23 protein-coding genes and 2 tRNA genes are annotated in these 23,894 nt (G+C 69.1%); 13 read left to right on the top strand and 12 right to left on the bottom strand.

Features of this window, described 5'->3' with window-relative positions; genetic code table 11:
- The 5 genes from VGJ14_03725 to VGJ14_03705 form a co-directional block, all read right to left on the bottom strand.
- Positions 1-1,150, bottom strand: a 1,150-nt coding sequence (locus tag VGJ14_03725) for a DUF222 domain-containing protein (GenBank protein ID HEY2831508.1), incomplete at its 3' end; no start/stop codon positions are given.
- A gap of 162 nt (positions 1,151-1,312) precedes the next feature.
- A complete protein-coding gene (locus VGJ14_03720) occupies positions 1,313-2,965 on the bottom strand; it encodes an acyl-CoA dehydrogenase family protein (protein HEY2831507.1) in 1,653 nt (550 codons plus the stop codon).
- Entirely contained in the window at positions 2,962-4,419 is a 1,458-nt protein-coding gene (locus VGJ14_03715; GenBank protein ID HEY2831506.1) for an HAD-IB family hydrolase, read from the bottom strand. The genes VGJ14_03720 and VGJ14_03715 overlap by 4 nt, the downstream gene beginning before the upstream one ends.
- Position 4,420: 1 nt before the next feature.
- The gene (locus VGJ14_03710; GenBank protein HEY2831505.1) at positions 4,421-6,253 is read right to left on the bottom strand and encodes a 1-acyl-sn-glycerol-3-phosphate acyltransferase; all 1,833 of its coding nucleotides are present in this window, start codon (positions 6,251-6,253) and stop codon (positions 4,421-4,423) included.
- On the bottom strand, positions 6,250-7,320 hold the full coding sequence (locus VGJ14_03705) for a hypothetical protein (protein ID HEY2831504.1): 1,071 nt from the start codon (positions 7,318-7,320) through the stop codon (positions 6,250-6,252). Before VGJ14_03705 ends, VGJ14_03710 begins: the two co-directional genes overlap by 4 nt.
- Before the next feature lie 118 nt (positions 7,321-7,438).
- Here VGJ14_03705 and VGJ14_03700 point away from each other — a divergent pair, with 118 nt between their 5' ends.
- Together VGJ14_03700 and VGJ14_03695 are read left to right on the top strand one after the other, a co-directional pair.
- Positions 7,439-8,347 carry a PPK2 family polyphosphate kinase gene (locus VGJ14_03700; GenBank protein ID HEY2831503.1) on the top strand — a complete coding sequence of 303 codons (909 nt, stop codon included), beginning with the start codon at positions 7,439-7,441 and terminating at the stop codon, positions 8,345-8,347.
- A gap of 84 nt (positions 8,348-8,431) precedes the next feature.
- On the top strand, positions 8,432-9,055 hold the full coding sequence (locus tag VGJ14_03695) for a maleylpyruvate isomerase family mycothiol-dependent enzyme (GenBank protein HEY2831502.1): 624 nt from the start codon (positions 8,432-8,434) through the stop codon (positions 9,053-9,055).
- 65 nt (positions 9,056-9,120) lie between these two features.
- On the opposite strand, the gene VGJ14_03690 is transcribed toward VGJ14_03695, so the two are convergent.
- Positions 9,121-9,204, bottom strand: a tRNA-Leu gene (locus VGJ14_03690).
- Positions 9,205-9,421: 217 nt separating this feature from the next.
- Between VGJ14_03690 and VGJ14_03685 the strand changes: the two genes are divergently transcribed.
- The 7 genes from VGJ14_03685 to pknB all read left to right on the top strand — a co-directional run bounded on the left by VGJ14_03685 (position 9,422) and on the right by pknB (position 18,684).
- The gene (locus tag VGJ14_03685; GenBank protein ID HEY2831501.1) at positions 9,422-10,198 is read left to right on the top strand and encodes a DUF3662 and FHA domain-containing protein; all 777 of its coding nucleotides are present in this window, start codon (positions 9,422-9,424) and stop codon (positions 10,196-10,198) included.
- An 11-nt stretch (positions 10,199-10,209) separates the two neighbouring features.
- A complete protein-coding gene (locus VGJ14_03680) occupies positions 10,210-10,692 on the top strand; it encodes an FHA domain-containing protein (GenBank protein ID HEY2831500.1) in 483 nt (160 codons plus the stop codon).
- A 9-nt stretch (positions 10,693-10,701) separates the two neighbouring features.
- Complete coding sequence (locus tag VGJ14_03675) at positions 10,702-12,081, top strand: PP2C family serine/threonine-protein phosphatase (GenBank protein ID HEY2831499.1); 1,380 nt, start codon at positions 10,702-10,704, stop codon at positions 12,079-12,081.
- Positions 12,078-13,475 (top strand): FtsW/RodA/SpoVE family cell cycle protein, encoded by a 1,398-nt coding sequence (locus VGJ14_03670; protein ID HEY2831498.1) that lies wholly within the window; start codon positions 12,078-12,080, stop codon positions 13,473-13,475. Before VGJ14_03675 ends, VGJ14_03670 begins: the two co-directional genes overlap by 4 nt.
- Positions 13,476-13,539: 64 nt before the next feature.
- Positions 13,540-14,997, top strand: a complete 1,458-nt coding sequence (locus VGJ14_03665) for a penicillin-binding protein 2 (GenBank protein HEY2831497.1) — start codon at positions 13,540-13,542, stop codon at positions 14,995-14,997.
- Between the two features lie 118 nt (positions 14,998-15,115).
- Positions 15,116-16,831 (top strand): protein kinase, encoded by a 1,716-nt coding sequence (locus VGJ14_03660; GenBank protein HEY2831496.1) that lies wholly within the window; start codon positions 15,116-15,118, stop codon positions 16,829-16,831.
- Positions 16,801-18,684: a Stk1 family PASTA domain-containing Ser/Thr kinase gene (gene pknB / locus VGJ14_03655; protein HEY2831495.1), complete on the top strand. Its 1,884-nt coding sequence runs from the start codon at positions 16,801-16,803 to the stop codon at positions 18,682-18,684. Before VGJ14_03660 ends, pknB begins: the two co-directional genes overlap by 31 nt.
- Here pknB and VGJ14_03650 read toward each other — a convergent pair.
- The 4 genes from VGJ14_03650 to VGJ14_03635 are packed head-to-tail and all read right to left on the bottom strand — an operon-like array spanning position 18,678 to position 21,058.
- Entirely contained in the window at positions 18,678-19,307 is a 630-nt protein-coding gene (locus VGJ14_03650) for an aminodeoxychorismate/anthranilate synthase component II (protein HEY2831494.1), read from the bottom strand. The two genes, pknB and VGJ14_03650, sit on opposite strands and share 7 nt — an antisense overlap.
- A gap of 41 nt (positions 19,308-19,348) precedes the next feature.
- A complete protein-coding gene (locus VGJ14_03645; protein ID HEY2831493.1) occupies positions 19,349-19,522 on the bottom strand; it encodes a hypothetical protein in 174 nt (57 codons plus the stop codon).
- Positions 19,523-19,526: 4 nt separating this feature from the next.
- Positions 19,527-20,270 (bottom strand): class E sortase, encoded by a 744-nt coding sequence (locus tag VGJ14_03640; protein HEY2831492.1) that lies wholly within the window; start codon positions 20,268-20,270, stop codon positions 19,527-19,529.
- Complete coding sequence (locus VGJ14_03635) at positions 20,267-21,058, bottom strand: DUF881 domain-containing protein (GenBank protein ID HEY2831491.1); 792 nt, start codon at positions 21,056-21,058, stop codon at positions 20,267-20,269. The genes VGJ14_03640 and VGJ14_03635 overlap by 4 nt, the downstream gene beginning before the upstream one ends.
- Positions 21,059-21,113: 55 nt before the next feature.
- Between VGJ14_03635 and VGJ14_03630 the strand changes: the two genes are divergently transcribed.
- A complete protein-coding gene (locus VGJ14_03630; GenBank protein ID HEY2831490.1) occupies positions 21,114-21,362 on the top strand; it encodes a cell division protein CrgA in 249 nt (82 codons plus the stop codon).
- Here the strand turns inward: VGJ14_03630 and VGJ14_03625 are convergent.
- Together VGJ14_03625 and VGJ14_03620 are read right to left on the bottom strand one after the other, a co-directional pair.
- Positions 21,359-22,309, bottom strand: a complete 951-nt coding sequence (locus VGJ14_03625) for a rhomboid family intramembrane serine protease (protein ID HEY2831489.1) — start codon at positions 22,307-22,309, stop codon at positions 21,359-21,361. The genes VGJ14_03630 and VGJ14_03625 overlap by 4 nt on opposite strands.
- 12 nt (positions 22,310-22,321) lie before the next feature.
- Positions 22,322-22,843: a peptidylprolyl isomerase gene (locus VGJ14_03620; protein HEY2831488.1), complete on the bottom strand. Its 522-nt coding sequence runs from the start codon at positions 22,841-22,843 to the stop codon at positions 22,322-22,324.
- A gap of 131 nt (positions 22,844-22,974) precedes the next feature.
- On the opposite strand from VGJ14_03620, the gene VGJ14_03615 reads away from it, so the two are divergent.
- From VGJ14_03615 to VGJ14_03605, 3 genes are all read left to right on the top strand, one after another.
- Positions 22,975-23,439 carry a hypothetical protein gene (locus VGJ14_03615; protein HEY2831487.1) on the top strand — a complete coding sequence of 155 codons (465 nt, stop codon included), beginning with the start codon at positions 22,975-22,977 and terminating at the stop codon, positions 23,437-23,439.
- Positions 23,436-23,669 (top strand): hypothetical protein, encoded by a 234-nt coding sequence (locus VGJ14_03610; GenBank protein HEY2831486.1) that lies wholly within the window; start codon positions 23,436-23,438, stop codon positions 23,667-23,669. Before VGJ14_03615 ends, VGJ14_03610 begins: the two co-directional genes overlap by 4 nt.
- Positions 23,670-23,734: 65 nt before the next feature.
- A tRNA-Ala gene (locus VGJ14_03605) sits at positions 23,735-23,807 on the top strand.
- Positions 23,808-23,894 lie beyond the last annotated feature (87 nt).

Here is a 23,894-nt window from a genome sequence, read left to right as displayed (position 1 = left end):
TGAAGGTGAAGTTCCCGTCGGGGTCCTGGTAGACCTTCCAGCCGGGTGCGTCCTTGAGTTGGTGGTGGTGGGTGCAGAAGTCACCGAGGTTGGCCCGCACGGTCAGTCCGCCGTGTTCGCGTCGGATGGTGTGGTCGGTTTCGACGCGGGTGCGGTTGCAGCCGGGCCAACGGCAGGTTTTGTCGCGGGTGTGGATGAGCTCGGACAGCCGCGCGCCGGGGCGGTAACGCTTGGGTGCAACATCCAGGGTGGTGTTGGTGACCGGGTCGGTGAGGATCCGCCGCCAGGTGGCATCCGCGGCGAGTTCTCGGCAGATCTCGGCGGGGATGGGCCCGTAGCCGGGTAGGTAGCCGGGTTCCCCGTTCAAGCCGAGCACCGTGCCGAGCGGGATGAGGATCTGCGCGTGCCAACCAACGCGTTTCTCACCGGTGCTCGGTGCGCAGATCAGATCGTGCAGGGCATCGGCGCGGCGCCCCTCGATGCTGCGCTCATCACCCGGGGTTTTGGCCCCGCGGGCGGCGGTGTCGATGACCCCGAAGATCTCGTGCGCGTCCTCCGCGGTCAGATAGGCGACCAGGGTGGCCATGCCATCGGGTTGGGGATAGACAGAGACGTTGCGCTTGCTGCGTTCGGCCTGCCGCCGCTTGATCACTGCGCCGGGGTTGATCCGGGCCACGATGCGCTGCACCTTCTCGCGCAACCGCGCCGGGGTCAGTCCCGCGGCCACCCCCAGCGCCTCGGCCTCGCCCGCGGCGCGTTCGGCACCACGCAATCCGCAGGTCTGGTCCAGGATGACGATCGCGCGGTACTCGGTGATCTCCCCGGTGCACACCGCGGCCAGGGTGCGCGGGCAGTCGGTGGCCATCGCGCACGCCGCGCCGATGCGATCGTCCGCGTGCCGGCCCGAGGCGTTGAGCATCAGGTTGATCTCGGCGTAGGCGGACTTGAGCGGATTCAAGGTGTGCAGGTGGCGGTCTGATTGCTCCACCGCGGCGACCTGGGCGGCCATGTGCACCAACTGGCGGCCCTGCAACTTCGCGATCTCGACGTCCAACCGGGCGATCTCGCCCAGATGATCAACCCCGGCCGCGCCCGAACGGCCGCCGCCGCCGCCGCTGTGCCGCGGGTCGTCCCCCCGGTCGATGAACATGACTTATTTTCTCACGGCATCGTCACCCTGTAAGCAATATTTTAGTATTACTCGAATCTTTGTTCGACCCCCGTCGCCCCGACCGCCCGCACCCGTGACGCAGACCCCGCCCGCCCCCCACCTCCAGGCCGTACTAACAGTCGCGTCAGGCAACCAGAGAACTCAGGCCACCACAGCCCGCTCGAGGATCGCGTTCACGTCGGCAGACAAGGGCAACGTCCCGAACGCCAACCCGCCCCGCCGCCCGATCCGCGTCTCACAAAACGCATCCGCCACCGCACTCGGCGCGTACCGCACCAACAGCGACGCCTGCAGCGCCACCGCCATAATCTCCACACCGCGCCGGGCCTGCGTATCCAGGTGATTCCCGGCGACCAGATGCTCCCGGATCCCCGTCATTTCCTCGTCCAGGTATCCGTTCCCGCCCCGCGCCAACTCCAACTCCGCGAGAAACGCCTCCGCCGTCTCCGGCTCCCGCCCCAACGCCCGCAACACATCCAACGCGTTGACGTTCCCCGACCCCTCCCAGATCGAGTTCAACGGCGCCTCGCGATAAATCCGCGGCATCCCGCTCTCTTCGACATATCCGTTACCACCGAGGCATTCCAACGCCTCCGCGGTGAACGGCGGCGTCCGCTTGGTCACCCAGTACTTCCCCACCGCCGTCCCGATCCGCCGGAACAACGCCTCCTGCGCATCCCCGGCCATCGCCCGATCCGTCGCCCCCGCCAACCGCAACGTCAACACCGTCGCCGCCTCGGACTCCAACGCCAAATCCGCCAAGACATTGCGCATCAACGGCGCATCGATCAACAACGTCCCGAACGCGCGACGGTGTCGCACATGGTGCGCTGCCTCCACCAACGACTTACGCATCAGCGTCGCCGAACCGCTGATGCAGTCCAACCGCGTGCAATTGACCATCTCGATGATGGTCTTGACGCCACGGCCTTCCGGCCCCACCCGTCGGGCCAGCGTGCCGTCGAACTCCGGCTCACTCGACGCGTTCGATCGGTTCCCGAGCTTGTCCTTCAACCGCTGAATCCGGAACGGGTTGCGGGAACCATCCGGCAACACCCGCGGCACCAGGAAACAGGTCAACCCGTCCGGAGCCTGCGCCAGCACCAGGAACAGGTCGCACATCGGCGCCGAGGTGAACCACTTGTGCCCGCGCAGCAGATAGACACCCTCCTCACCAGTGGGCGTGGCCACCGTGGTGTTGGCCCGCACATCCGAGCCACCCTGCTTCTCGGTCATGCCCATGCCCGCGAGCAGGCCGCGCTTCTCCGTCGGCAAACGCAGACCCGGGTCGTAGACCCGGCTGCCCAACAACGCCTCGTACTGCGCGGCCAACGCGGGCTCCTTGCGCAGCGCCGGGATCACCGCATAGGTCATCGCCATCGGACAGGCGTGCCCGAGTTCGGTGTGATCCCACGTCAGCGCGGTGGCGAAACGGACCACGTGCGCCGCGGGTTTGCTCTCGGTCCAGGCGCTACCGCCGAGTCCTTCGGCCACCGCCACCCGCATCAGGTGATGCCACGCCGGGTGGAAATCCACCTCGTCGATCCGGTTGCCGAACCGGTCGTGGGTGCGCAGGACGGGCTCGTTGCGGTTGGCGAGATCGGCCCACTCCTGTGCTTCCTCGCTGCCGGCCAGCCGTCCCACCCGCCGGATGTCCGGCTCGGCCCAGGCGCCACCCTCGCGCCGCAACGCCTCCAGCAACGCGATGTCCGCTGACGCGTCGTACGGGGCGAGCGGCGGCGGCTGGTTGTCGACCTCGTGCGTGGCACCGGCAGCGGGCAGGTAGGTGGTCATGACGGCCAGTTCTCCAAGGTGTCGATGTACAACTGCCGGACGGCATCCACGTGCTCGTCGAGGTCCTGCTTGGTCCAGCCGACGGTCGGGATCGGCGGCAGCACCGCGACCTCGACGGTGCCGGACCGCACAGTGCGCGCCCGCCGCCACATCAGCTCACCGGCATTCCGAATGACGACCGGCACGATCGGCACCCCGGCCTGCATGGCCAGGTGGAACCCGCCCTTCTTGAACGGCCCCGGCAGTGGGGTCAGCGAGCGGGTGCCCTCCGGGGCGACGACGATCGAGGTGCCTTCGCGCAGCTTGTCCAACGCCGGGCCCAGCGCCTCGATGGCCTTGTCCCGGTCCGAACGGTCCAGGAACGCGACGCCCGCCAGGTCGAACAGCGGACCGACCAACGGCATCGATTTGACCTCGGCCTTGGCCACCGCGGTGAAGCCGCGACGCAGCACATGCACCGTGGCCAGGAAGTCGACGAGGTGACTCTGGTGGTTGATCAGGAACACGGCGGGACGCGCCGCCCAGGCGTTCTCCTGGCCGATCACTTTGACGTCAATGCCGGTGAGCGGCCCGGCGAAGGCGTCGAAGAAGGTGCCCGCCACGTCCACCCCGGCGCGGCGACTGCGATTGAGCAGACCCAAGGCCGCCCCGGCGCCCGCGGCGCCGAAGAACGTGCCGAACAGCGTCGCGGTGCGCAGCGCCGGGCGGACGTCCAGCCGGCCGGCCTTCCCGGAGTCGAACCGCAACGGGGTCCATCCCGCCGCGGCAGCGGCCACCGCCAACTCCGGCTGTGGGTTCACCGGGTGCGGCTCTCCGACCGCGGCCAACAGCGGCACGTCCTCGTCGCCATTCGCGTAAGCGTGACTGAGCGTCAGATCGATATCGTGCGCGTCGGCAAACTCCTTCACCGCGGCGATCTTCCCGGCGCCCCACAGCGTGCGGCCCGCAACCCGGCCGGTGAGCAGGCCGTCCACCACCTCCAGCCGGGTGCACAACACGTGCGGCACCTCGAGCTGTTCGGCCAGCGGCGCGACCTGCATCTCGGTGGCCGAGGTCGCGATCACCACGGTGTGACCCATGGCCTTGTGCGCGCGCACCAAACGCCAGGCGTCGTGGAACAGGTTGCCGATGAACCCACCCGCGGTGCCGCAGCACAGCTCGCGACCCACCGCGAGGAAGTCCTCCCAGGACCGACCGTTCCAGCTCTTCAGACCGTCGTGCACCAACTCGACAAAGCCGTCCTCGTCCAGCGTCGGACCGCGCATGCGTTGGATGGTGCGCCACATCTCGAACGGTCCGAGATCGCCGTGCAGCAGCCGGTACTGGTACAGCGTCGCCGCGGAATACCCGTCGATGAGCGTGCCGTCGAAGTCGAAGATCGCGCCGAGCTTCGGCCCGCGCGCACCGGCCCGGATCTCTTCGATGAGCCGCGTCACGCCCGGCTCCGCCGCCACGTCAGACCTCCTGTTCCGGGCGCCGCGCGGTCACCCGGCGAATGGCCGCCGCGAACTCCTCGATCTCCTCTGCGAACTGCCGCCGACGCTCGGCCAGCTCCGGTGCATCGGCGGTGAGCAGGTTGCGGTGCGCGGCCAGCTTCAGCGCGGTGGTGAACATCTCCCCGGACACCGATTCCTCGTTGGCCAGCGTGCGCTGCATCGCCCACTGGTGCCCGATGCCCAGCGCGGCGGAAACCAGCTCGGCCTCATCGGCGGGTTCCTCGTTCAGATCGGCCAGGCACCGGGCCACCACCCGGTAGGCGTCCAGGTACGGCCGGAGCACCAGCGGGGACACCATCAGCCGCGACTTACCCAACCATGTCTCGGCCTGATCCGCCGTCAGGTCCTCGAACTCCTCGACGTCCCCGGCCAGGATCTCGATCTCGCGGCGCAGGTCGGCGACGAAGCCGCCGCGTTGGGCAAAGAAGAACTCGAACTTCAACAGCTCGCGCAGCCTGGTGGCCACGCCCAGCCCACCGGTCGCGCCCTGCACCCGGCCCTCGGCCACGGCCAGCAGCGCCAGCTCGCCGACCGCGCGCATGAGCAGCACGTGCAGCACGCTGTTGCGGTACACCGCGGCGATCAGATGCTGGTCGCGCCCGACCCGCCACACCGTCTCGGTGCCGCCGCTGTACTCGGTGAGCACCCCGGAGCGCACCAGCTCCCGCAACGCCCAGCGCAGCGTGGACCGGTCCGCCAGGTTCGCCGCACCGGCCACCGGCCAATGCCGGGTGGCGACGTAGTCGGCCAGCGGACGAACCGTGGCCAGCACCTCGTCCAGGGTCAACGCCCGGTCCTGGGCCAGCAATGCGATGCACACCGCCGCGGTCGGGGTGATCGGGGTGGCCGCGTTCAGTCGATGGCAGACGTCCAACGCCACCCGCTCCACCTGATTCTGCGTCACCGATTCCGCGCGCAGTTCGTCCAACCGGGCGCGCAGCGGCAGCGGCACCCCGAAGTCCAGGTAGATCCGCCCGCGGCGTTCTTTCAGCCCGGCGGCGTAGGAGACCAACCAGCGCAGGTTCTCCGCCTCCTTGGCGCGCCCCCGGGCCTCCGAGGCCATTCGGGACACCTCGTGCACCGGAAGTTGGTCGTACATCAGCGACACCGGGACCAGCAGGGGGTCAGCGTCCGGGATCGCGTCGACCGCATCGGCCACGTACCGCAGCAGTCCGTAGCGCGGCGGGCGCAGCTTGCCGGTGCGGGTCCGGCCACCCTCGATGGACCAGCACAGGTTGTGCTTGTTGGCCACCAGCTGTCCGATGAACGAACGCAGCGCATACCGATAGATCGGTGCGTCGGAGGTGTCCCGGCGCACGTGCACGATTCCGTTGCGGCGGGCCAGATCGCCCAGCGGAAAGAAGTTCAGGTTGCCGCCCGCGATGCCGAACAGCGGCGACATGTGGCCGTTGACCAGCGCGGCCGGCAGCACGAACTCGTCCAGGTAGGAGCGGTGCGAGATCAGGAAGATCAGTGTGTGCTTGCGGTCCAGCCGACGCAGCTCGGCCAGCCCGTCGTCGTCGACCAGCACGTCGTACCCGCGGATCATCCACCGACCGGCGCGCTGCCACAGCTCACTGACCCGCGCATTGTGTACGGCGGACATCTCCCGCAGGCACGCGCCCGCTTGGCTCGGCGCCGCGCCCGGCGGGATGCCGTATTTTTCCGCCACCCTGCTCAACCCGTCGAGGAATCCGGCATCGGTGAGCAGCTGGGCGACTTCGGGCATGTCGCCGGGCAGTGGGTCGGCGCTCGCGGTGGGGGAACGGGACGGCAGGTGCACGATGCTCACCCGGTGAGTTCCCGGCGCACGATGTCCCGCGCCGCGACCATCGAGCCCAGCTTCTTCTGCGCGACGATGCGGCGCATCGAAGCGATCGAGCAGTCGGTGGAGATACACACCCGCTCGGGCGGGACCATAGCGATAGTCGCCCGGATCCAGTCGGCGATCCGCGCGGTGGGATCAACGTTGAGGTTCTTCACGGTGACCGCGCCAATGCCCAGGTCCTTGTCCGCGGGCCACGCGGCCAGTGCCTTGGTGTCCTCGAAGTTTTGGCTGGCCATCTCCAGGTGCAGCTGGTCGGCGTGAATGTCGAACGCCCAGGGGAAGATCTTCGAACCCATCGGCCCCGAGTCGGGCACTGCGGCCTGACCCTCCTCGTGGCCGTAACACATGTGCACGACCTTGTAGAGGTCCACGCCGTCCAGCGCGGTGTTGATGACGTCGAGCATCCAGTCGGCCGGGTCCAGCAACGCGAACAGGACGGGGTAGGCCTCGGAGAACTGGATCTGATCCACGCCGCGCGCGGCAAGGTCGGAGAACTCAGCGTTGTAGGCCCGCGCGTAGGCCATCGCCAGCGCGGGCAGGTCGTTGTAGTAGGTGTCGGTGGACAGCAGCGCCATGGTCAGCGGGCCCATCCCGGTATTGATCTTCACCGGGCCGTCGGTGGCGTCCAGCGTGGCCTCGGCGACCGGCTTGAACACCGGACGCACCCAGCCGATCTCACCGACGATGGTGGGCTTGTAGATCGGCATGTCGTAGCTGCCGACCTGGACGCGATCGCCGTAGGGACGGATGCCCGCCAGCCGGTTGGGCAGGTAATGGAACAGCTCGGAGAGCTCGTAGTCGGTCTCGTTCTCGTAGTGCTGCCCGCCGTCGGTGACGATGTCCAGACCGATGCGCTCCTGGTCGTGCACGACCGCCGAGACCGCGGCCCGGTAGAGCTCACGGGTCCGGTAGCTGGGGAACTCCGGCGCCTCGGCGCCGACGTCGAAGACCCGACCCTGCATGTAGATCGGCCGCGGGTACGACCCGACCTGCGTCGTCGGCAACAGCACATCACGGCCACGAAGCTGCATGGTTGGTCCTCTCGTTGCTGATTTCGGTGCCGTTCACCCACCGAAGCCGACCTTGCCACATGCCTCGTTCGCGGAGTAGGTCGTGCGTGGTCCCCGGCCGGCGTGGAAGGGTCAGTGCATGGGCAAGGACGTGCGGTTGCCGAAATCGGCGATCAAGGAGTTGGCGGTGACGCCCGGCGACGCGGCCGATTTGGGCAAACGCCGCACCGACGAAATCTCCGCGGACTGGTTGACCGGCAAGGGCAAGGACGCGACCAACGAACGGCTCGCCGCGTTGCAGTCCGAGCTACGCGAGGCGCAGGAGATGTTGTTCGCCGATCACGGCAAGGCGCTGCTGCTGATCTTCCAGGGCATGGATGCGGCCGGGAAGGACGGCACGATCGAGCGGGTGCTGGACCCGCTGAACCCGCAGGGATTCCGGGTGTCCTCGTTCAAACAACCGTCCCAGGAAGAGCTGCACCACGACTTCCTGTGGCGCAGCGTGAAGGCGCTGCCCGAACTCGGGTTGATCGGCGTGTTCAACCGGTCATATTACGAGGACGTGCTGGTGGTCCGGGTGCACCCGGAGCTACTCGCGGCCGAGCAGGCCACGCCGCCCGGTGCCCGGCTGTGGAAGGCCCGCTTCTCCGACATCAACAACTTCGAGCATCACCTGGTGCGCAGCGGCACGACGGTGGCGAAGTTCTTCCTGCACGTCTCGCGCAAGGAGCAGCGCCGCCGGTTGCTGGATCGCCTCGAGCATCCGGAGAAGAACTGGAAGTTCTCCACCGCGGACCTGGCCGAGCGCGAGTTCTTCGACGCGTATCAGGATGCGTACGAAGAAGCGATCAGCCAGACCTCCACCAAGTACGCCCCGTGGTACGTCATCCCCGCCGACGACAAACCCGCCATGCGCGCGATGGTCTGCGGCATCGTTCTGCACACCCTGGAGAACATGGAGCTGCGGGTGCCCGAACAGACCCCGGAGCGCCTTGAGGCTCTCGCCGAGGCCCGCAAGCGGTTGGAGGCCGAGGTCAGCGGTCCTTGAGCAGCGGGCGCAGGTTGCCCGGGCGCTCGTAGGCCCACCACAGACCGGGTGGTGCCATGATGCGGGCGATCGAGGAGGATCACCGTGTCGGAGAGCATCTGGCCCACAATCCATGCCGAACGCCGCGCCCTCGCCGACGACCTGGCCGACCTCACGCCCGAGCAGTGGGCCACGCCGTCGCTGTGCGATGGGTGGACCATCCACGACGTGCTGGCGCACCAACTCTCCGCGGCGAAGATGACGCCGCCGAAGTTCCTGAAGAACATTGCCGCCGCCCGCTTCGATTTCGCCCGGTTCGCCGGCAAGCAGGTCCGCATCGAGGGTGCGGAAGGCCCGGCAGCCACGCTGGCCGCATTCCGCGCCGAGTCGGGGCGGACGAACGCGCCGCCGGGGCCCAAGGAAACGTGGCTCGGCGAGGCCTTTGTGCACGGCGAGGACATCCGCCGCCCACTGGGGATCAAGCGGGACTACCCGCTCGAGCAGGTGGCCCGCGCGCTCGCGTTCTACGCCAAAAGCCAGGCGGTTATCCACAGCCGCAAGAGGGTCGCCGGGCTCACCCTCACCGCGACCGATATCGACTACCGGGTCGGCTCCGGGCCGCTGGTGCAGGGCCCGGTTATGTCGTTGCTGCTGGCGGCCGGCGGCCGCCAGGCCGCCCTTGGGGATCTCACCGGCCCCGGCATCGCGGTGCTGGCCGAGCGCTCCTGACCCACCCAACCGGCACAACGCAGCCCCCGACCTATTCATGCAGGTCAGGGGCCATGTTCGTACCGTGCGCGAGGGGGGAGTTGAACCCCCACGCCCTTGCGGGCACTGGAACCTGAATCCAGCGCGTCTGCCTATTCCGCCACCCGCGCGAGTGTGGGGGACAGGCTAACACCAGCCACATGGGGCTCGGACCAAGCCAAACCCCTGCGGAAATCACGCCCCGGCCCGTTCGTTCTGTGACCTGTGGGCAAGGCTCAGATCCGGGGCAGCACCACCCGGCGCCGATACGATCGGCCCTGCACAAGTCGCGCGCACTGTGGGCACTCGACTCGCGCCGGATTCCGGCGCGCGCCAGGGGAGGTGGACGTGGGAGTTCTCCAGCGCTTCGAGCGCCGGCTCGAGGGCATGGTCAGCGGCGCTTTCGCCAAGGCCTTCAAGGCCGACGTCCAGCCCGTGGAGATCGCCAGCGCCCTGCAGCGGGAACTCGACGACCGGGCGGCGATCGTCGGAAAGGGCGCCACGCTGGTGCCCAACCGGTTCGTCGTGGAACTGTCCGCGCACGACTACGAGCGCCTGGCCATGTACGCCGAGACACTCGGCATCGAACTCGCCGAGGTGGTCCGCGACCACGCCCGGGAGCAGAAGTACCAACTGCGCGGCGACGTCGAGGTCACCTTCACCGAGGCGCCCGACCTGGACATCGGCGTGCACCGGATCAAGAGCACCGTGGTGGCCAGCGTGACCGCGGTGGAGTCGCCGGAACCGATAAAGGCCGAACCCCCGCGCCCCCGTCGCGCCTCGCACGCCCGCGCGGAGACCGAGGTCATTGCCGAGCCGCGCCCGGAGCCGGCGCCGACCCCGGCGGCGCCCCCATACCTGGAGGTGAACGGGGACCAACATCCGCTGACCCGCCCGATCACCATCCTCGGCCGGGGCACGCAGGTCGACCTGCGGGTGGACGATGCCGGCGTGTCCCGCCGGCATGCCGAGATCCACCTCGGACCGCCGGCCCTGATCGTGGACCTGGACTCCACCAACGGCACCCATCTGGACGGCGCCCAGGTCGGGAAGGCCGAGCTGTACGACGGGGCGTGCATCGGCATTGGCGACACCGTGCTCGTATACCGGCAGCCCGCCGAGTAGGCCGGGGCGCCGTGTCCGAACTCACCATCACCGTCATCCGGCTCGGCTTCCTTGCCGTGCTGTGGCTGTTCGTGCTCACGACGGTCTCGGTGATGCGCTCGGACCTGTTCGGCACCCGGCCGACCGGCGCCCGCCCGGTCCCCGTCGCCCCGCCGCCGCGGCAACCGAAGCCGCCCAAGCAACCCAAGCAACGCCGCGGCACCCCGTCCCGACTGGTGGTCACTGCCGGGGCGCTGTCCGGCACCGCGGTCACCCTCACCGACGGCGTACCGGTCAACCTCGGCCGCGCCCCGGACTCCACGCTCGTGCTCGATGACGACTACGCCTCCAACCGGCACGCCCGCATCTACCCGGCCAACGGCCAGTGGCTGGTCGAGGACCTGGGCTCCACCAACGGCACGTACCTGGGTCGGGACCGGGTGCTCGGACCCACCCCGGTGCCGCTGGGTGTGGCGATCCGCATCGGCAAGACGACCTTTGAGCTGCGGAAGTAACGGGCCCGGATGACTCTGGCGCTGCGTTATGTCGCCCGCTCCGACGTCGGGCTGATCCGCGAGGGCAACGAGGACTCCGGGTACGCCGGCCCGTTCCTGCTCGCGGTCGCCGACGGCATGGGCGGGCACGCGGCGGGCGAGGTGGCCAGTTCGGTGGCGCTGTCCACGCTGGCCACGCTGGAGGACGACGTCCCGTCCACGGAGTTGCTCGATGCCCTGGCCGGCGCGGTGAATCAGGCCAACGAGGCGATCAGCGACATGGTGGAGAAACACCCGCAACTCGACGGCATGGGCACCACGCTCACCGCGGTGCTGTGGTCCGGTCGCCGGCTCGGCCTGGTGCACGTCGGCGATTCGCGCGCCTATCTGCTGAGGGGCGGTCAGATCCAGCAGATCACCCACGACCACACTTTCGTTCAGCAACTGCAGGACGAGGGACGGATCACCGCCGACGAGGCCGCGGTACACCCGCAGCGCTCGCTGCTGCTGCGTTGCCTGGACGGGCGCAGCAACCCCGAGCCGGACCTGTCCGTGCGTGAGGTAATGCTCGGTGACCGCTACCTGGTCTGCAGCGATGGCCTGTCCGGCGTGGTTTCCGATGACCAACTCGCCGAGGCGCTGGCCGGCGATGACCTGGCCACCGTCGCGGACACCCTGATCGAGCTCGCGCTGCGCGCGGGCGGTCCGGACAACATCACCTGCGTGGTGGCTGACGTGGTCGACGTCGGGGAGCCGTCCCCCACCCACCCGGTGGTGGTGGGCGCCGCGGCCGGCAAATACAAGCAGGGCGGTCCGATCACCTCGGAGATCGACCTGTCCGGGCTGCCCGTCGCGCAGGCCGCGCTGCGCGAGAGTGGCGGGCGGCGCCTGCAGGGTTGGTGGTTGCGGGCGCTCATCGCCGGCGTCGTTGTCGCGTTGATCGCCGTCGGCTGGGCGGGTTACGCCTGGTCGCAGGCGCAGTACTACGTGGGTGCGCAGAACGGGCAGGTCGCCATCTACAAGGGGCTGCGCCAGCAGGTGCTGGGCAAATCGCTTTCGCACAGCGTGGAAGTCACCGAAGTGCCACTGTCCGACCTGCCGACGCTGGACCGGGACAAGGTCCAGGACTCGATCTTCGCCTCGAGTCTGAACGAGGCACACCAGGTGCTCTCCCGACTGCGGGTGGCCGCGGCAAGTTGCCGGCAAGACCGGGCGAACGTGACGGCTGCGGGCGTGGCCGCGGCCGCTGCGTCCGCGACGCCGTCACCAACGCCCACGGAACCGATCGCCGGGGTGAGCAGCGGCCGGGCCACCGCCTCCCCGAGCCCGACGGACATCTCCGAGCCCAGCACCGCCCCCAGCCCGGAGCCAACCCCTGCGGCAGTCGGCTGTTCGGGGGAGACCGGATGAACGCCATGGCCGCCCCCGAGGAGCTACCGGCCCGCCGGGGTACCGAGTTCGTGCTGCTGGTCTTCGCCTGGGGCATCTCGGTGGCGGCCTACGCCAACGCCGGCTACGGGGTCGCCGGGCGCTGGCCCAGCGGCCTGGGCGGCTACGCCGCGACCCTCGGCGCCTACGCGTTCATCGCCCACCTGGCGGTGCGTCAGTTCGCCCGGTACGCCGACCCGGTGCTGTTGCCCTGCGTGGTGCTGCTCAACGGCCTGGGCCTGGCCCTGATCTACCGGCTGGACTTCGACGACAAGAAGGCGGGCCGGGAGATCGGCTCGTTCACCCCGCATGGCGACTCCGGGGTTCAACTCGTCTGGACCGCGATCGGCATCGCGTTGTTCATCGGCGTCCTGATGACCCTGCGCGACCACCGCGTGCTGCAGCGATACACCTACACCCTGGGCGCGGCCGGTCTGGTGCTGCTCGCCCTGCCCGCGGTACTGCCCGCGCGATACTCCCAAGTCAACGGCGCGCGTATCTGGGTCCGCCTCGCCGGGTTCTCCATCCAGCCCGGTGAGTTCGCCAAGCTCGCGCTGATCGTGTTCTTCGCCGGCTACCTGGTGGTCAAACGCGACGTTCTGGCGCTGGCGGGCCGTCGGTTCCTGGGCATCGACCTGCCCCGCGGACGTGACCTCGGCCCGATTCTCGTGGCCTGGGGGGGCAGTCTGCTGCTGCTGGTCGCCGAGCACGACCTGGGCACCTCGCTGTTGTTTTTCGGGGTGTTCGTGGTGCTGCTCTACATCGCCACCGAACGTGTTTCCTGGTTGTTCTTCGGGCTGATCCTGTTCATGGCCGGCGCCTACTTCTCCTACCACGCGTTCGGCCACGTGCACGAGCGCGTGGACATCTGGCTGCACGCCTTCGACCCGGCGAACTCCGGCTCCCGCTCCTACCAGCTGGTGCAGTCGCTGTTCGGCTTCGCCACCGGCGGCATCCTGGGCACCGGCCTGGGTCACGGCCGACCAAGCACGGTGCCCTACCCGAAGACCGACTTCATCATGGCCACCGCAGGGGAGGAACTCGGCCTGACCGGGACCATGGCGATTCTGTTGATCTACGCCGTGATCGTGCACCGCACGCTGCGCACCGCGGTGGCCGCGCGGGACTCCTTCGGCAAGCTGCTCGCCGCGGGCCTCGCGGTGATCGTCACCCTGCAGGTGTTCGTGGTGGTCGGCGGCGTCACCCGACTCATCCCGCTGACCGGTCTGACCACTCCGTTCCTGTCCTACGGGGGTTCCTCCCTGGTGGCCAACTGGGCGTTGATCGCCCTCGTGCTGCGTATCAGCGACACCGCGCGCCGCCCCGCGCCGGTACTGCCGCCCACCCAGGAAGCGGAAACGATGGTGCTGCGTTGATTGCCCTCTCGCTACCGCTCGAACTCGTGCCTATGGCCTCCTCGCTACCGCTCGGAGGCGCGCGATGAACCGTCCGCTACGTCGCGTCGCCGTCGCCTGCGGCGTGCTCATGGTCGTACTGCTGTTGAACCTGAACTTCCTGCAGGTGATCAAGGCCAACGACTACCGCACCGACCCACGCAACAGTCGGGTGCTGTTGGAGGAGTACGACCGGGAACGCGGCGCGATCCTGGTGGGCAACGAGCCAATCGTCATTTCCAAGGCCACCGACGACGTCCTGAAATACCTGCGCACCTACTCCGACGCGATGATGTACGCGTTCGCCACCGGCTATTACTCCCACATCTATGGCTCCACCGGGGTGGAGCGCTACGAGAACAGCATCCTGGCCGGCACCGACGACCGGTTGTTCGTCAAGCGGGTCGTCGAACTGCTCACTCAAGAGGGCACCAAGGGCGGGGACGTCACGCTGACGCTCAACGCCGCCGCACAGGAGGCCGCTTGGAAGGGCCTGGACGGTCGGCGCGGTGCGGTGGTCGCGATCGAGCCGTCCACCGGGCGGATCCTGGCGTTGGTCTCGTCCCCGTCCTATGACCCCAACGACCTGTCCGCGCACGACAGCGACACCGTGCGCAAGGCCTGGGACAAGCTCACCACCGATGAGGCGACGCCGCTGCTGGACCGGGCGCTGAGCCAGACCTACCCGCCCGGCTCCACCTTCAAGTTGGTCACCGCAGCCGCGGCGCTGTCCTCGGGCCAGTACACCCCGACCTCGCCGGTGCCCGGACCGGAGAAGCTGAACCTGCCGCAGACCAGCGTGGATCTGCCCAACTACTTCAAGGGCACCTGCACACCGGGCAGCGACAAGACCACGATCACCCACGCGCTGGAGAAGTCCTGCAACACCACGTTCGGCGCGATCGGCATGGCCCTCGGCCAGGACGCGCTGCGCCGCCAGGCCGAGGCATTCGGCTTCGGGGAGAGCCTCGCCGTACCGATGCCGGTGGCCCGCAGTGTGTTCCCGTCCAACCTGAACGCTCCGCAGACCGCGCAGTCCGCGATCGGGCAGTTCGACGTGCGGGCGACCCCGCTGCAAATGGCGATGGTGGCCGCGGCGATCGCCAATCAGGGCGTGCTGATGGCCCCGTACCTGGTCGAGGAACTGCGTGCCCGCGACCTGGACGTGCTCAGCCGCACCGACCCGCAGGAGTTGGGCCGGGCCATGTCCCCGCAGGTGGCCGCGGAGCTGACCAAGATCATGGTCTCGGTGGTGGAAAACGGCACCGCGACCAACGCGCAGATCTCCGGCGTGCAGGTGGCCGGCAAGACCGGCACCGCCCAGGTGGGCAACGGGAAGAACCCACACGCCTGGTTCGTCTCCTTCGCCCCGGCGTTGAACCCGACAATCGCCGTTGCGGTGGTGCTGGAGAACGGCGGCAGCGACCGGCAGATCGAGGTGGGCGGCAACTTGTTGGCCGCACCGATTGCACGCGCGGTGATGCGGGCGGTGCTGGGGCAGTGAGGACGTCACGAACCGAGCGCGCAATCGGTCGAACCGCGAACGTGGCGGGTCGCTCGGCGGGATCCTGGATTGTTGACCGCCCGGTAGCCCCGGGCCCGGACAAACCGGAGCTTTTGCCATGACGGCCACACCTCCCGAGGGCGCGCTGCCCGCGCTGGGTGGCCGCTATCGCCTGGTGGAGCGGATCGCCCGGGGCGGCATGGGCGAGGTGTGGCGCGCCTTCGACGAGGTGCTGGGCCGGCCGGTGGCGGTCAAGGTGTTGCGTCCGGAGTACGCCGACGAACAGGTGTTCCTGGAGCGCTTCCGTAACGAGGCGCGCAACACCGCCGCTCTGGTGCACACCGGCATCGCCGCGGTCTACGACTTCGGGCAGGCCACCCTGGCCCGCACCACGGTGCCGTTCATCGTGATGGAGCTGGTGCCCGGCCGGCCGCTGTCCCAGATCATCGAGCGGGACGGGGCGCTGGACCGCGACCGCGCATTGGACCTGTGCGCCCAGGCCGCCCGCGGGCTGCACGCCGCCCACGAGGGCGGTGTGGTGCACCGCGACGTGAAGCCCGCCAACCTGCTGGTCACCCCGACCTGGACGGTGAAGATCACCGACTTCGGTATCGCCCGGGCGGGCGACGCGCTGCCGTTGACCCGCACCGGCACGGTGATGGGCACCGCGCACTACCTGGCCCCGGAGCTGGTCAACGGCCGCGGGGTGGCCTCGGCATCCTCGGACGTCTATGCCCTCGGCGTGGTGCTCTACGAGTGCCTGGCCGGGCGTAGACCTTTCATCGGGGAGAACCCGCTGTCGGTGGCCATGGAGCATTTGAACTCCACACCGCCGCCCATCCCCGGTCTGCATCCCGCGGTGCAGAGGGTGTTGGACGGGGCGCTGGCCAAGGACCCGGCCGACCGCCCGGCCTCCGCGGAGGCCCTGGCCCATCAACTGTTGGCGTTGCGTATCGAGTTGGCCGCCGGGACGCCAACCCCCGACGAGGTGGCCCGGTCCATCGGCGCACAGGCCGACTCGGCCGTGGTGCGTCGCGCCGCGTCCCGTTCCGCGCGGCTCGGCGGGCACCGGCGCACCCAGGCCGTGGCGGTGGCCGCCCCGCCCGACCCGCGCGCGATCGCGCTGCCCGAGGCGGTGGTGCTGGGCACCGGCGAAACCGCCATTCCGAACCAACTCAGCCCGGAGGAATCCGCCGCGGGGCGACACCGCGCCGCGGGCGCCGCCCCCCGGCGCGGGCACCGCGCCACCGCGGAGTCCGGATGGTTGACCGGGCACCGCCCGGTGGCCCTCGGCGTCGCGATCGCGGTGGCCGCGATCGGTCTGAGCGTGCTGTGGCTGAACGACGACGACGGTCCCGCGGTTGCCGTGGTGCCCGCCGTGGCCGGCACCGCCGAGAACGACGCCACCAAGGTCATCCGGGCCGGCGGCTTCGACATTCGGGTGGCCCGCACCGTGGATGAGTCGGTACCGGCCGGGGTGGTGTTGACCCAGTCCCCCGCGGCGGGCACCAGGGCGGCCACCCACTCGGCAATCTCCATCGTGGTCTCCGCCGGACCGAACGCGGTGACCCTCGACCCGACGGCCTTGTTGGGCCGACAGTTCACCGAGGTTTCCCGTGCCCTGACCGCGCAGGGCTTGGTGGTCGTGCGTCGTCAGGTGGTCGGCGGCGGTGCGCCGGGTACGGTGACCGACGTCGCACCGCACGGAGCGGTGCCGGTCGGCGCAACGGTGACGGTCAGCGTGGTCGGACCTGCCGTCAGCGGGGCGAGGTACAACCCGCCGCCGGGGGGCAGCACGTATTCATGGCTGAGCAGCGGAAGGAACGACCGGTGATGGAGCAGGCTCGGCTCCTGGGGGAGCGCTACGAGCTGAGCGAGGTTCTCGGCCGCGGCGGGATGGCCGAAGTGCGGCTGGGCCGGGATATCCGGCTTGGTCGCACCGTCGCGGTGAAGACACTGCGTTCCGACCTGGCCCTGGACTCCAGCTTCCAGGCGCGGTTTCGCCGCGAGGCGCAATCCGCGGCATCGTTGAACCACCCGGCGATCGTGTCCGTCTACGACACCGGCGAGGACTACGCCGACGGCATGCCGGTGCCCTACATCGTCATGGAGTACGTGGACGGGCAGACGCTGCGCGAGCTGCTCAACTCCGGGCGCAAGCTGCTGCCCGAGCGGGCGATGGAGATCGCCGCGGGCACCCTGGCGGCGCTGGACTACAGCCACCACAACGGGATCGTTCACCGCGACATCAAGCCCGGCAACGTGATGCTGACCCGGGCCGGCACGGTCAAGGTGATGGACTTCGGCATCGCCCGCGCGGTGGCCGACGCGTCCTCCACGATGACCGCCACCGCCGCGGTGATCGGCACCGCGCAGTACCTGTCGCCCGAGCAGGCCAAGGGCGAGAAGACCGACGCGCGCTCGGACCTGTACTCCGCCGGCTGCCTGCTCTACGAACTGCTCACCGGCGTGCCGCCGTTCACCGGCGACTCCCCGGTCGCGGTGGCCTACCAGCACGTGCGGGAGAACCCGAAGCCGCCGTCGCAGATCGACACGGCGGTCACCCCGGCGATGGACGCCATCGTGATGAAGTCGTTGGCGAAGAACGCGGACAACCGCTACCAGAGCGCCGCGGAGATGCGCGAGGACATCGAGCGGGCGCTGGACGGCCGCGCGGTGCAGGCACCCACCGTGATGATCGACGCGCCGACCGAGGTGCGACGGGTCGGCTCGACCACCACCGCGATGCCCCCGCTGCCGCCGGAGACCGGCCGCGGTCGACGCTACGCCTCCATCGCGGCGCTGGTGGTGGCCGCGATCGTGGTGGCCGTGCTGGGTCTGACCGTGGGTCACAACGTGTTCAGCTCCTCCGCGTCGAAGATCGAGGTTCCGGTGGTCACCGGCCTGGAGCAGAAGGCAGCCGAGGACGCGCTCAAGGCCAAGGGGCTGGACCCCGTGGTCTCCTTCGAGAACTCCCCCGACGTCTCCGAGGGCCTGGTCATCTCCCAGGACCCGGACGGCAAGTCGACCGTATCCAGCGGATCGCACGTCAACATCTTCATCTCGCAGGGCGAGGTGAAATCGGTGGTGCCCAATCTGGTCGGACTGCCGCTGGATGCGGCCAAGAAGGCGATCAAGAACGCCCGGTTGACGCTGGGCAAGGTCACCCCGCAGAACTCCGACCGACCCAATGGCGAGGTGTTGACCGCGAACCCGCCGGCGGGCAAGGCACTGCCGCCGAGCACCAAGGTGGACCTCACGGTGTCCAACGGCGTCCCGCTGGTCGACGTGCCCAACGTGGTCGGCATGCCGTACGCGACCGCGTACGCAACACTGACCCAGGCCGGCTTCCAGGTCCCGCAGGCCGGTCAGCAGATCTCCGACAAGCAACCGGACGGCTACGTGCTCAGCCAGACGCCGAACGCCGGCAAACGCATCCCGCAGGGCGGCATTGTCTCGATCATCGTGGCCAAGGCCCCGGAGCCGGGACAGCCCGTGCCCGGACCGGGGCAGCCGACCACGCCGGGCCAGCCGCAGCCGAGTGCCTCGCCGGCGCCGAGCAACTGCACTCCGCCGTTCTGCGGCATCCAGAACCCTCCGCCGCCGGTGCAGCAGCCGGACCCGGCGCAGGCCGCGCCGGCCAAGCCCGGTCCGGCGACCCCACCGCTGGGTCGTCGAGGCTACTGACTGCCGGCCACCACCGGCGCCAGGCCCGCCGAGCGAGCAACGGCGTCGGGGTGACCACAGCGCACCAACCAGTTCGCCAGCATGCGATGCCCGCCCTCGGTGAGCACCGACTCGGGGTGGAACTGCACGCCCTCGACGTCGTGCACCCGGTGCCGCGCGCCCATCACCACACCGGAATCGGTGCGCGCGGTGATCTCCAGTTCGGCCGGCACGGTTGCCGGGTCCACCGCCAGTGAGTGGTAGCGGGTCGCGGTGAACGGGTTGGGCAGGCCGGCCAGCACGCCGAGCCCGTCGTGGCGCACCAGGCTGGTCTTGCCGTGCAACAGTTCCGGGGCCCGGTCGACGACTGCTCCGTAGGCGACGGCGATCGACTGCAGGCCCAGGCAGACCCCGAACAGCGGGACGCCGACCGTCGCGGCGTGGCGCACCATGTCGATGCACACCCCGGCCGACTCCGGCGTGCCGGGGCCCGGCGAGAGCAACACCCCGTCGAAGTCCTCGGCTGCGTCCACGCCGAGGGTGTCGTTGCGCCGGACGTCGCACTCGGCGCCGAGTTGCTGCAGGTACTGCACGAGGTTGAACACGAAGCTGTCGTAGTTGTCCACGACCAGGATGCGGGTCACGCCGGCAAACCTAACCGACGGGTGCCCGCACCGCCCCGCGATTACGGGGTGGTCGCTCCGCCCTCGGGGCCGACCTGGTTGAACGGCAGCTTCGGGTCCAGCCACGGGAAGAACTGGGTGAACAGCAGGTACAGCGCCAGCGCCAGCAGCAGGGCGCTCAGCATGGTGCGCATCGGGGTGTTGCCCGGCAGGTGCCGCCAGATCCATCCGTACATCGGTTCAGCCTTTGAAGTAGGTGAGTGCGGCGGGCTGCTGGCCCGAGCTCTTCTTCACGTCATCGGTCAGGTGCCCGTACACGATCAGCCGGGTGGTGTGGCCCCACCGTGGGTTACAGGTGACCAGCGTGATTTCTTTCCTGGTGGGCACCGCGCCCGGCTTCTCCGGCACCGGCAACACGACCGCGCCGAAGTTGGGGTCGACCAGCTTCCAGGCCGGGTGCTCGGCCGAGCCACCGGGCATCTTGTCCACGGTGTAGGTGAAGTAGTCGGTGCGGGTCTCCACCACGATCTTGTCGCCGACCTGGATCTCGTTCAGATTCGCGAACGGCTCACCATGCGTGGCCCGGTGCGCGGCCACCGCGAAGTTGCCGACGTCGCCGGGATCCTGGGTGCCGATGAAGTGGCCGACACCCTTGGCCAGGTCGTCGAGGTCGACACCCTCGACAATCGGCTTCTCCCAGGTCTTGCCGAGCCGCTGGATGTACATGATCCCGATCGCGTCGCCGGGGATCTTCGCGCCCTTGGTCGGCGGCTGCGTCCACTGTTCGCGCAGCTGCGACTCGATCTGGTGGGCCTTGTGGTTGGACTCGATGTTGGTCCAGAAGAGTTGATAGACGACCAGCAGCAGCATGACCACGCCGACGGTGATCATCAGCTCGCCGACCACGTGCACAAGGGCGCGACCGGGAGACGTCCGCCGCGGGCGCGGTACCCCGGCAGGCCGCGCCGTGATGATGGTGCTCAACCGTTCCCCCTGGTCGGCGAAGCGCTCGGTTCGTTCCCCGTGGATTCCAACGCGTACTGCAGATCGAGCGTGCCCGAGTACGCCGGGACGGTCAGCCGTGCATGCTTGACCACCCGATACCCAAGACCATAGGCGGCGACATAGTCCCGGTAGTTGGAAATCGCCGAGGAAGATTTCAGCGCGTTGGACAGACGGGACAGATCACCGATGGCGGTCACCGAATATGGGGGGGAGTACACCCTGTCCTGCAGGATCAGCACATTTCCCACGCATCGCACCGCGCTGGTCGAGATGATCCGTTGGTCCATCAATTGGATGGCGTTGGCACCGCCGGACCACAACGCATTGACCACCGCCTGCAGGTCCTGCTGGTGCACCACCAGGTCGTCCGGCGTGGGCTGCGGCAGCCCGGGGTAGCTGCGGTCGGCCGCTGCGGGCGGGGCGTCGTCCAGGGTGACCGTCAGCGCGGTCCCGGTCAGCGCCGTGAGCCCGGCCAGTGGAGCGATCGCGTCGGCATCGGCACGCACCTGCTGCGCCTGGGGGTCCTGCGCGCCGGCAGAGAGTCGGTCCACCTCGGCGCGCAACCGGTCGCCGGTGGCGCTGACCCGGTCGTTGCGCTGCTCGGCGGCCCGGATCAGGTCGACCAACCGGGTGTTCTCCGCGGAGCGCAGGTTGGTGCCACGCGCGGTGTTCGCGGTGATCGCGAACAGCAGGCCGGCCATGGCCAGCACGAGCGGCACCCCGACCCGCCAGGCGGAACGCCCCGACGGCGGCCCGGGCACGGTCATGGCCGCTACGCTAGCTCAGCGTTGACGTCGGGAATGGTGCGCAGCAGGAGGGGACATGCCCAAGTCGCGGGTGCGGAAGAAGGATGACAAGTCGGCGCCCACGCCCAAGGCGGTCAAGCTGGGTCCGAGCGCGAACTGGGTGGCGCCGCTGATGGTCGGCCTGTTCATGGTGGGGCTGCTGTGGATCGTCGTCTATTACGTGAGCAACGGCGACTGGCCGATGCCGGGCATCGGCAACGCCAATCTGTTGGTCGGCTTCGCGTTCATCACCGGCGGGTTCGTCACCGCCACCCAGTGGCGCTAGCCGCGGACCGAGTTACACCGCTGTAGTTCTCCACATGGGTTGTCCCCAGTGTGGACAACCAGCTCGAAGGAGATGCCCGGCCCGAACCGCTGGGCCACCTGCTCCTTGATCCGATGCGTGCGCACGCCGACGGAGACCAGCAGCGCTGCGGTGATCGCCACGCACAGCCCGGCGTGCCAATACGTGCGGTTCGACCGCGGGGTGTAGGCGTAGATCCCGCCCAGCGCGAAGCCGACGATGAGCCCGCCCACGTGCGCGCGCCAGTCCACGTTGCTGATCACGATGCCCGGTAACAGCAGGATGGCCAGGTAGATCAGCGCGCTCGGGGTGCTCGAGCCGAACCGGCGTTCCACCACCAGCAGCACGCCGATCAGCCCGAACACCGCGCCGGAGGCACCCAGCGACGCGGTACCCGGCGGGTTGAACAAATAGGACGCGCAGGAGCCACCGAGTCCGCAGATCAGGTAGGTGACGATGTAGCGGACCCGGCCGAGCTGAGCCTCCAGCGGTCGGCCGAACATCCACAACACGATCATGTTCAGCAGGATGTGGAAGGTCTGCTGGTGCAGGAATGTCGCACTGATCAGTCGGTACCAGCCGCCCTGGGCCACCCCGTGACCGTCGCTGGAGTACGCGGTCAGCAGCAGCCGTTCCAGCAATCGATCCGAGCCCTGCACGGCGAGGAACACGAAGACGTTGATCCCGATGATCGCCATGGTGATCACGCCGGTGTTGGTTCGCGCGACCCCGCCGGTCACCGTGCGCGGGGTGCGAACCCCTTTGTTGCCCGCCCGGACGCACTCATGGCACTGGAAACCGACCGCCGCGGACACCATGTCGTCCGGGCAGATGTACCGGCCGCACCGCCCGCAGCGGACATGGCTCTCCCGATCCGGGTGGCGGTAACAGACCGGGGGACCGCCGGGGACGCTGTCGATATTGGCCACGAGCGCGCTGGGCTAGCTGTACTCGACGTCGATGCTGGTGATCTCGACGTCTCGGGTCGGACGGTCGCGCGGGCCGGTGCGTACGGCGCCGATCTCCTCCACCACGTCGCGGCTGCTCTCGTCGGCCACCTCACCGAAGATCGTGTGTTTCATGGTCAGCCACGGAGTGGGCACCACGGTGATGAAGAACTGGGAGCCGTTGGTGCTCGGGCCGGCGTTGGCCATGGCCAGCAGGTACGGCCGGTCGAAGATCAGCTCGGAGTGGAACTCGTCCTTGAACCGGTAGCCGGGGCCGCCGGTGCCGGTGCCCAGCGGGTCACCGCCCTGAATCATGAACCCGGAGATCACCCGGTGGAAGATCGTGCCGTTGTACAGCGGCTCGGTGGAGGGCGCGTTGGTCCGCGGATCGGTCCACTCCCGCTTGCCCTCGGCCAGTTCGGTGAAGTTCTTCACCGTGGTCGGAGCGTGGTCGGGGAACAGGCGAACCCTGATGTCGCCCAAGTTCGTGTGGATGACGGCGTGCTGCGCGGCCACTGGCACCTCTTCCCGGCACAACGACCGCCCGCTCGGCGGTCGTGACAATCCTTGCACGCGAGAGCGCGCGGGAGTGGCGGGGCCACGGGCGGGAAGGAACAGGGGAGACGAAATTGAAAGGGGAACCCAGAATGAGCCGCAACCAGGCCACTGCTGTGCTGCGCGACAACGCCGAGGACCTGAGGAGCTACGTCGTCCCGACGCTGGCCACCGCGGGTGCCAAGACCCGAGAGGTGGTTGCCCCGGCGCTGGCCACCGCAGGCATGAAGACCCGCGACATGATGGTCGATGAGGTGCTGCCCCGGGTGAAGGACGGCATCGCGGCCACCGAGCCGTGGCGCGCCGAGGCCGCCCGCCGCGGCAGCGCGGCCGCGCAGGCGTTGGCCGGCCATGCGATGGTGGAGCCGAAGTCGCGCCGCTGGGGCCGCAAGGCCCTCATGCTGACGCTGCTCGGCGCGGGTGCCGCCGCGGCCTGGAAGGCCTGGAAGTTGCCGCACGACAGCGACGACTGGATGCCCGCCGAAACCGCAGCGCCCCCGGCCGCACAGGCCGGCCAAAAGAAGGCGCCCGCCGAGGCACCGTTGCACGCCGGATGAGTGAGGGAAAACACCGCCGCGACCTGGTGGAGCCCGAGGGCGTGAACTCGGGCTCCACGAGCGACCTTCTGCGCGGCGCCGAGCAGGACGCGCGTCCTGGCGGCGACGCGTCCGGATCGGAGCAGGCAGAGTCGACGTCGGCCTGCGTCAACGTGGTGCGCCCGCCGTGGGACTCCCACGATGCCGGGGCGCCGTCATTGCAGCAAAGCCGCGAAGAGGGCGCCCGCTGACGGTGTTTTCGCGGGCGACGGCCGTCGGCTGCTAGCCTGCATCCCCGACGCCAGGGGCGTCGATCGGGGCTGTAGCGCAGTTGGTAGCGCACTTCCATGGCATGGAAGGGGTCAGGGGTTCGAATCCCCTCAGCTCCACTCGAGCCGCCCGAGCGCCTCCGACCGAATCGGTCGGGGGCGTTTCTCGTGGGCCACCTGACGCATTGCCGAACACCTGGCGACTCG

Source organism: Sporichthyaceae bacterium, assembly GCA_036493475.1.
Lineage (GTDB): Bacteria > Actinomycetota > Actinomycetes > Sporichthyales > Sporichthyaceae > DASQPJ01.
This window is presented reverse-complemented; position numbering and strand designations above follow the sequence as displayed.

What these genes read in the sequence shown, in the direction of transcription:
- VGJ14_03705 (HEY2831504.1), bottom strand. Translation starts at nt 7,320, where the DNA reads ATGCAGCTTCGTGGCCGTGATGTGCTGTTGCCGACGACGCAGGTCGGG.
- VGJ14_03720 (HEY2831507.1), bottom strand. Translation starts at nt 2,965, where the DNA reads ATGACCACCTACCTGCCCGCTGCCGGTGCCACGCACGAGGTCGACAAC.
- pknB (HEY2831495.1), top strand. Translation starts at nt 16,801, where the DNA reads ATGGCTGAGCAGCGGAAGGAACGACCGGTGATGGAGCAGGCTCGGCTC.
- VGJ14_03670 (HEY2831498.1), top strand. Translation starts at nt 12,078, where the DNA reads ATGAACGCCATGGCCGCCCCCGAGGAGCTACCGGCCCGCCGGGGTACC.
- VGJ14_03700 (HEY2831503.1), top strand. Translation starts at nt 7,439, where the DNA reads ATGGGCAAGGACGTGCGGTTGCCGAAATCGGCGATCAAGGAGTTGGCG.
- VGJ14_03635 (HEY2831491.1), bottom strand. Translation starts at nt 21,058, where the DNA reads ATGACCGTGCCCGGGCCGCCGTCGGGGCGTTCCGCCTGGCGGGTCGGG.
- VGJ14_03645 (HEY2831493.1), bottom strand. Translation starts at nt 19,522, where the DNA reads ATGTACGGATGGATCTGGCGGCACCTGCCGGGCAACACCCCGATGCGC.
- VGJ14_03665 (HEY2831497.1), top strand. Translation starts at nt 13,540, where the DNA reads ATGAACCGTCCGCTACGTCGCGTCGCCGTCGCCTGCGGCGTGCTCATG.
- VGJ14_03675 (HEY2831499.1), top strand. Translation starts at nt 10,702, where the DNA reads ATGACTCTGGCGCTGCGTTATGTCGCCCGCTCCGACGTCGGGCTGATC.
- VGJ14_03630 (HEY2831490.1), top strand. Translation starts at nt 21,114, where the DNA reads ATGCCCAAGTCGCGGGTGCGGAAGAAGGATGACAAGTCGGCGCCCACG.
- VGJ14_03660 (HEY2831496.1), top strand. Translation starts at nt 15,116, where the DNA reads ATGACGGCCACACCTCCCGAGGGCGCGCTGCCCGCGCTGGGTGGCCGC.
- VGJ14_03610 (HEY2831486.1), top strand. Translation starts at nt 23,436, where the DNA reads ATGAGTGAGGGAAAACACCGCCGCGACCTGGTGGAGCCCGAGGGCGTG.
- VGJ14_03615 (HEY2831487.1), top strand. Translation starts at nt 22,975, where the DNA reads ATGAGCCGCAACCAGGCCACTGCTGTGCTGCGCGACAACGCCGAGGAC.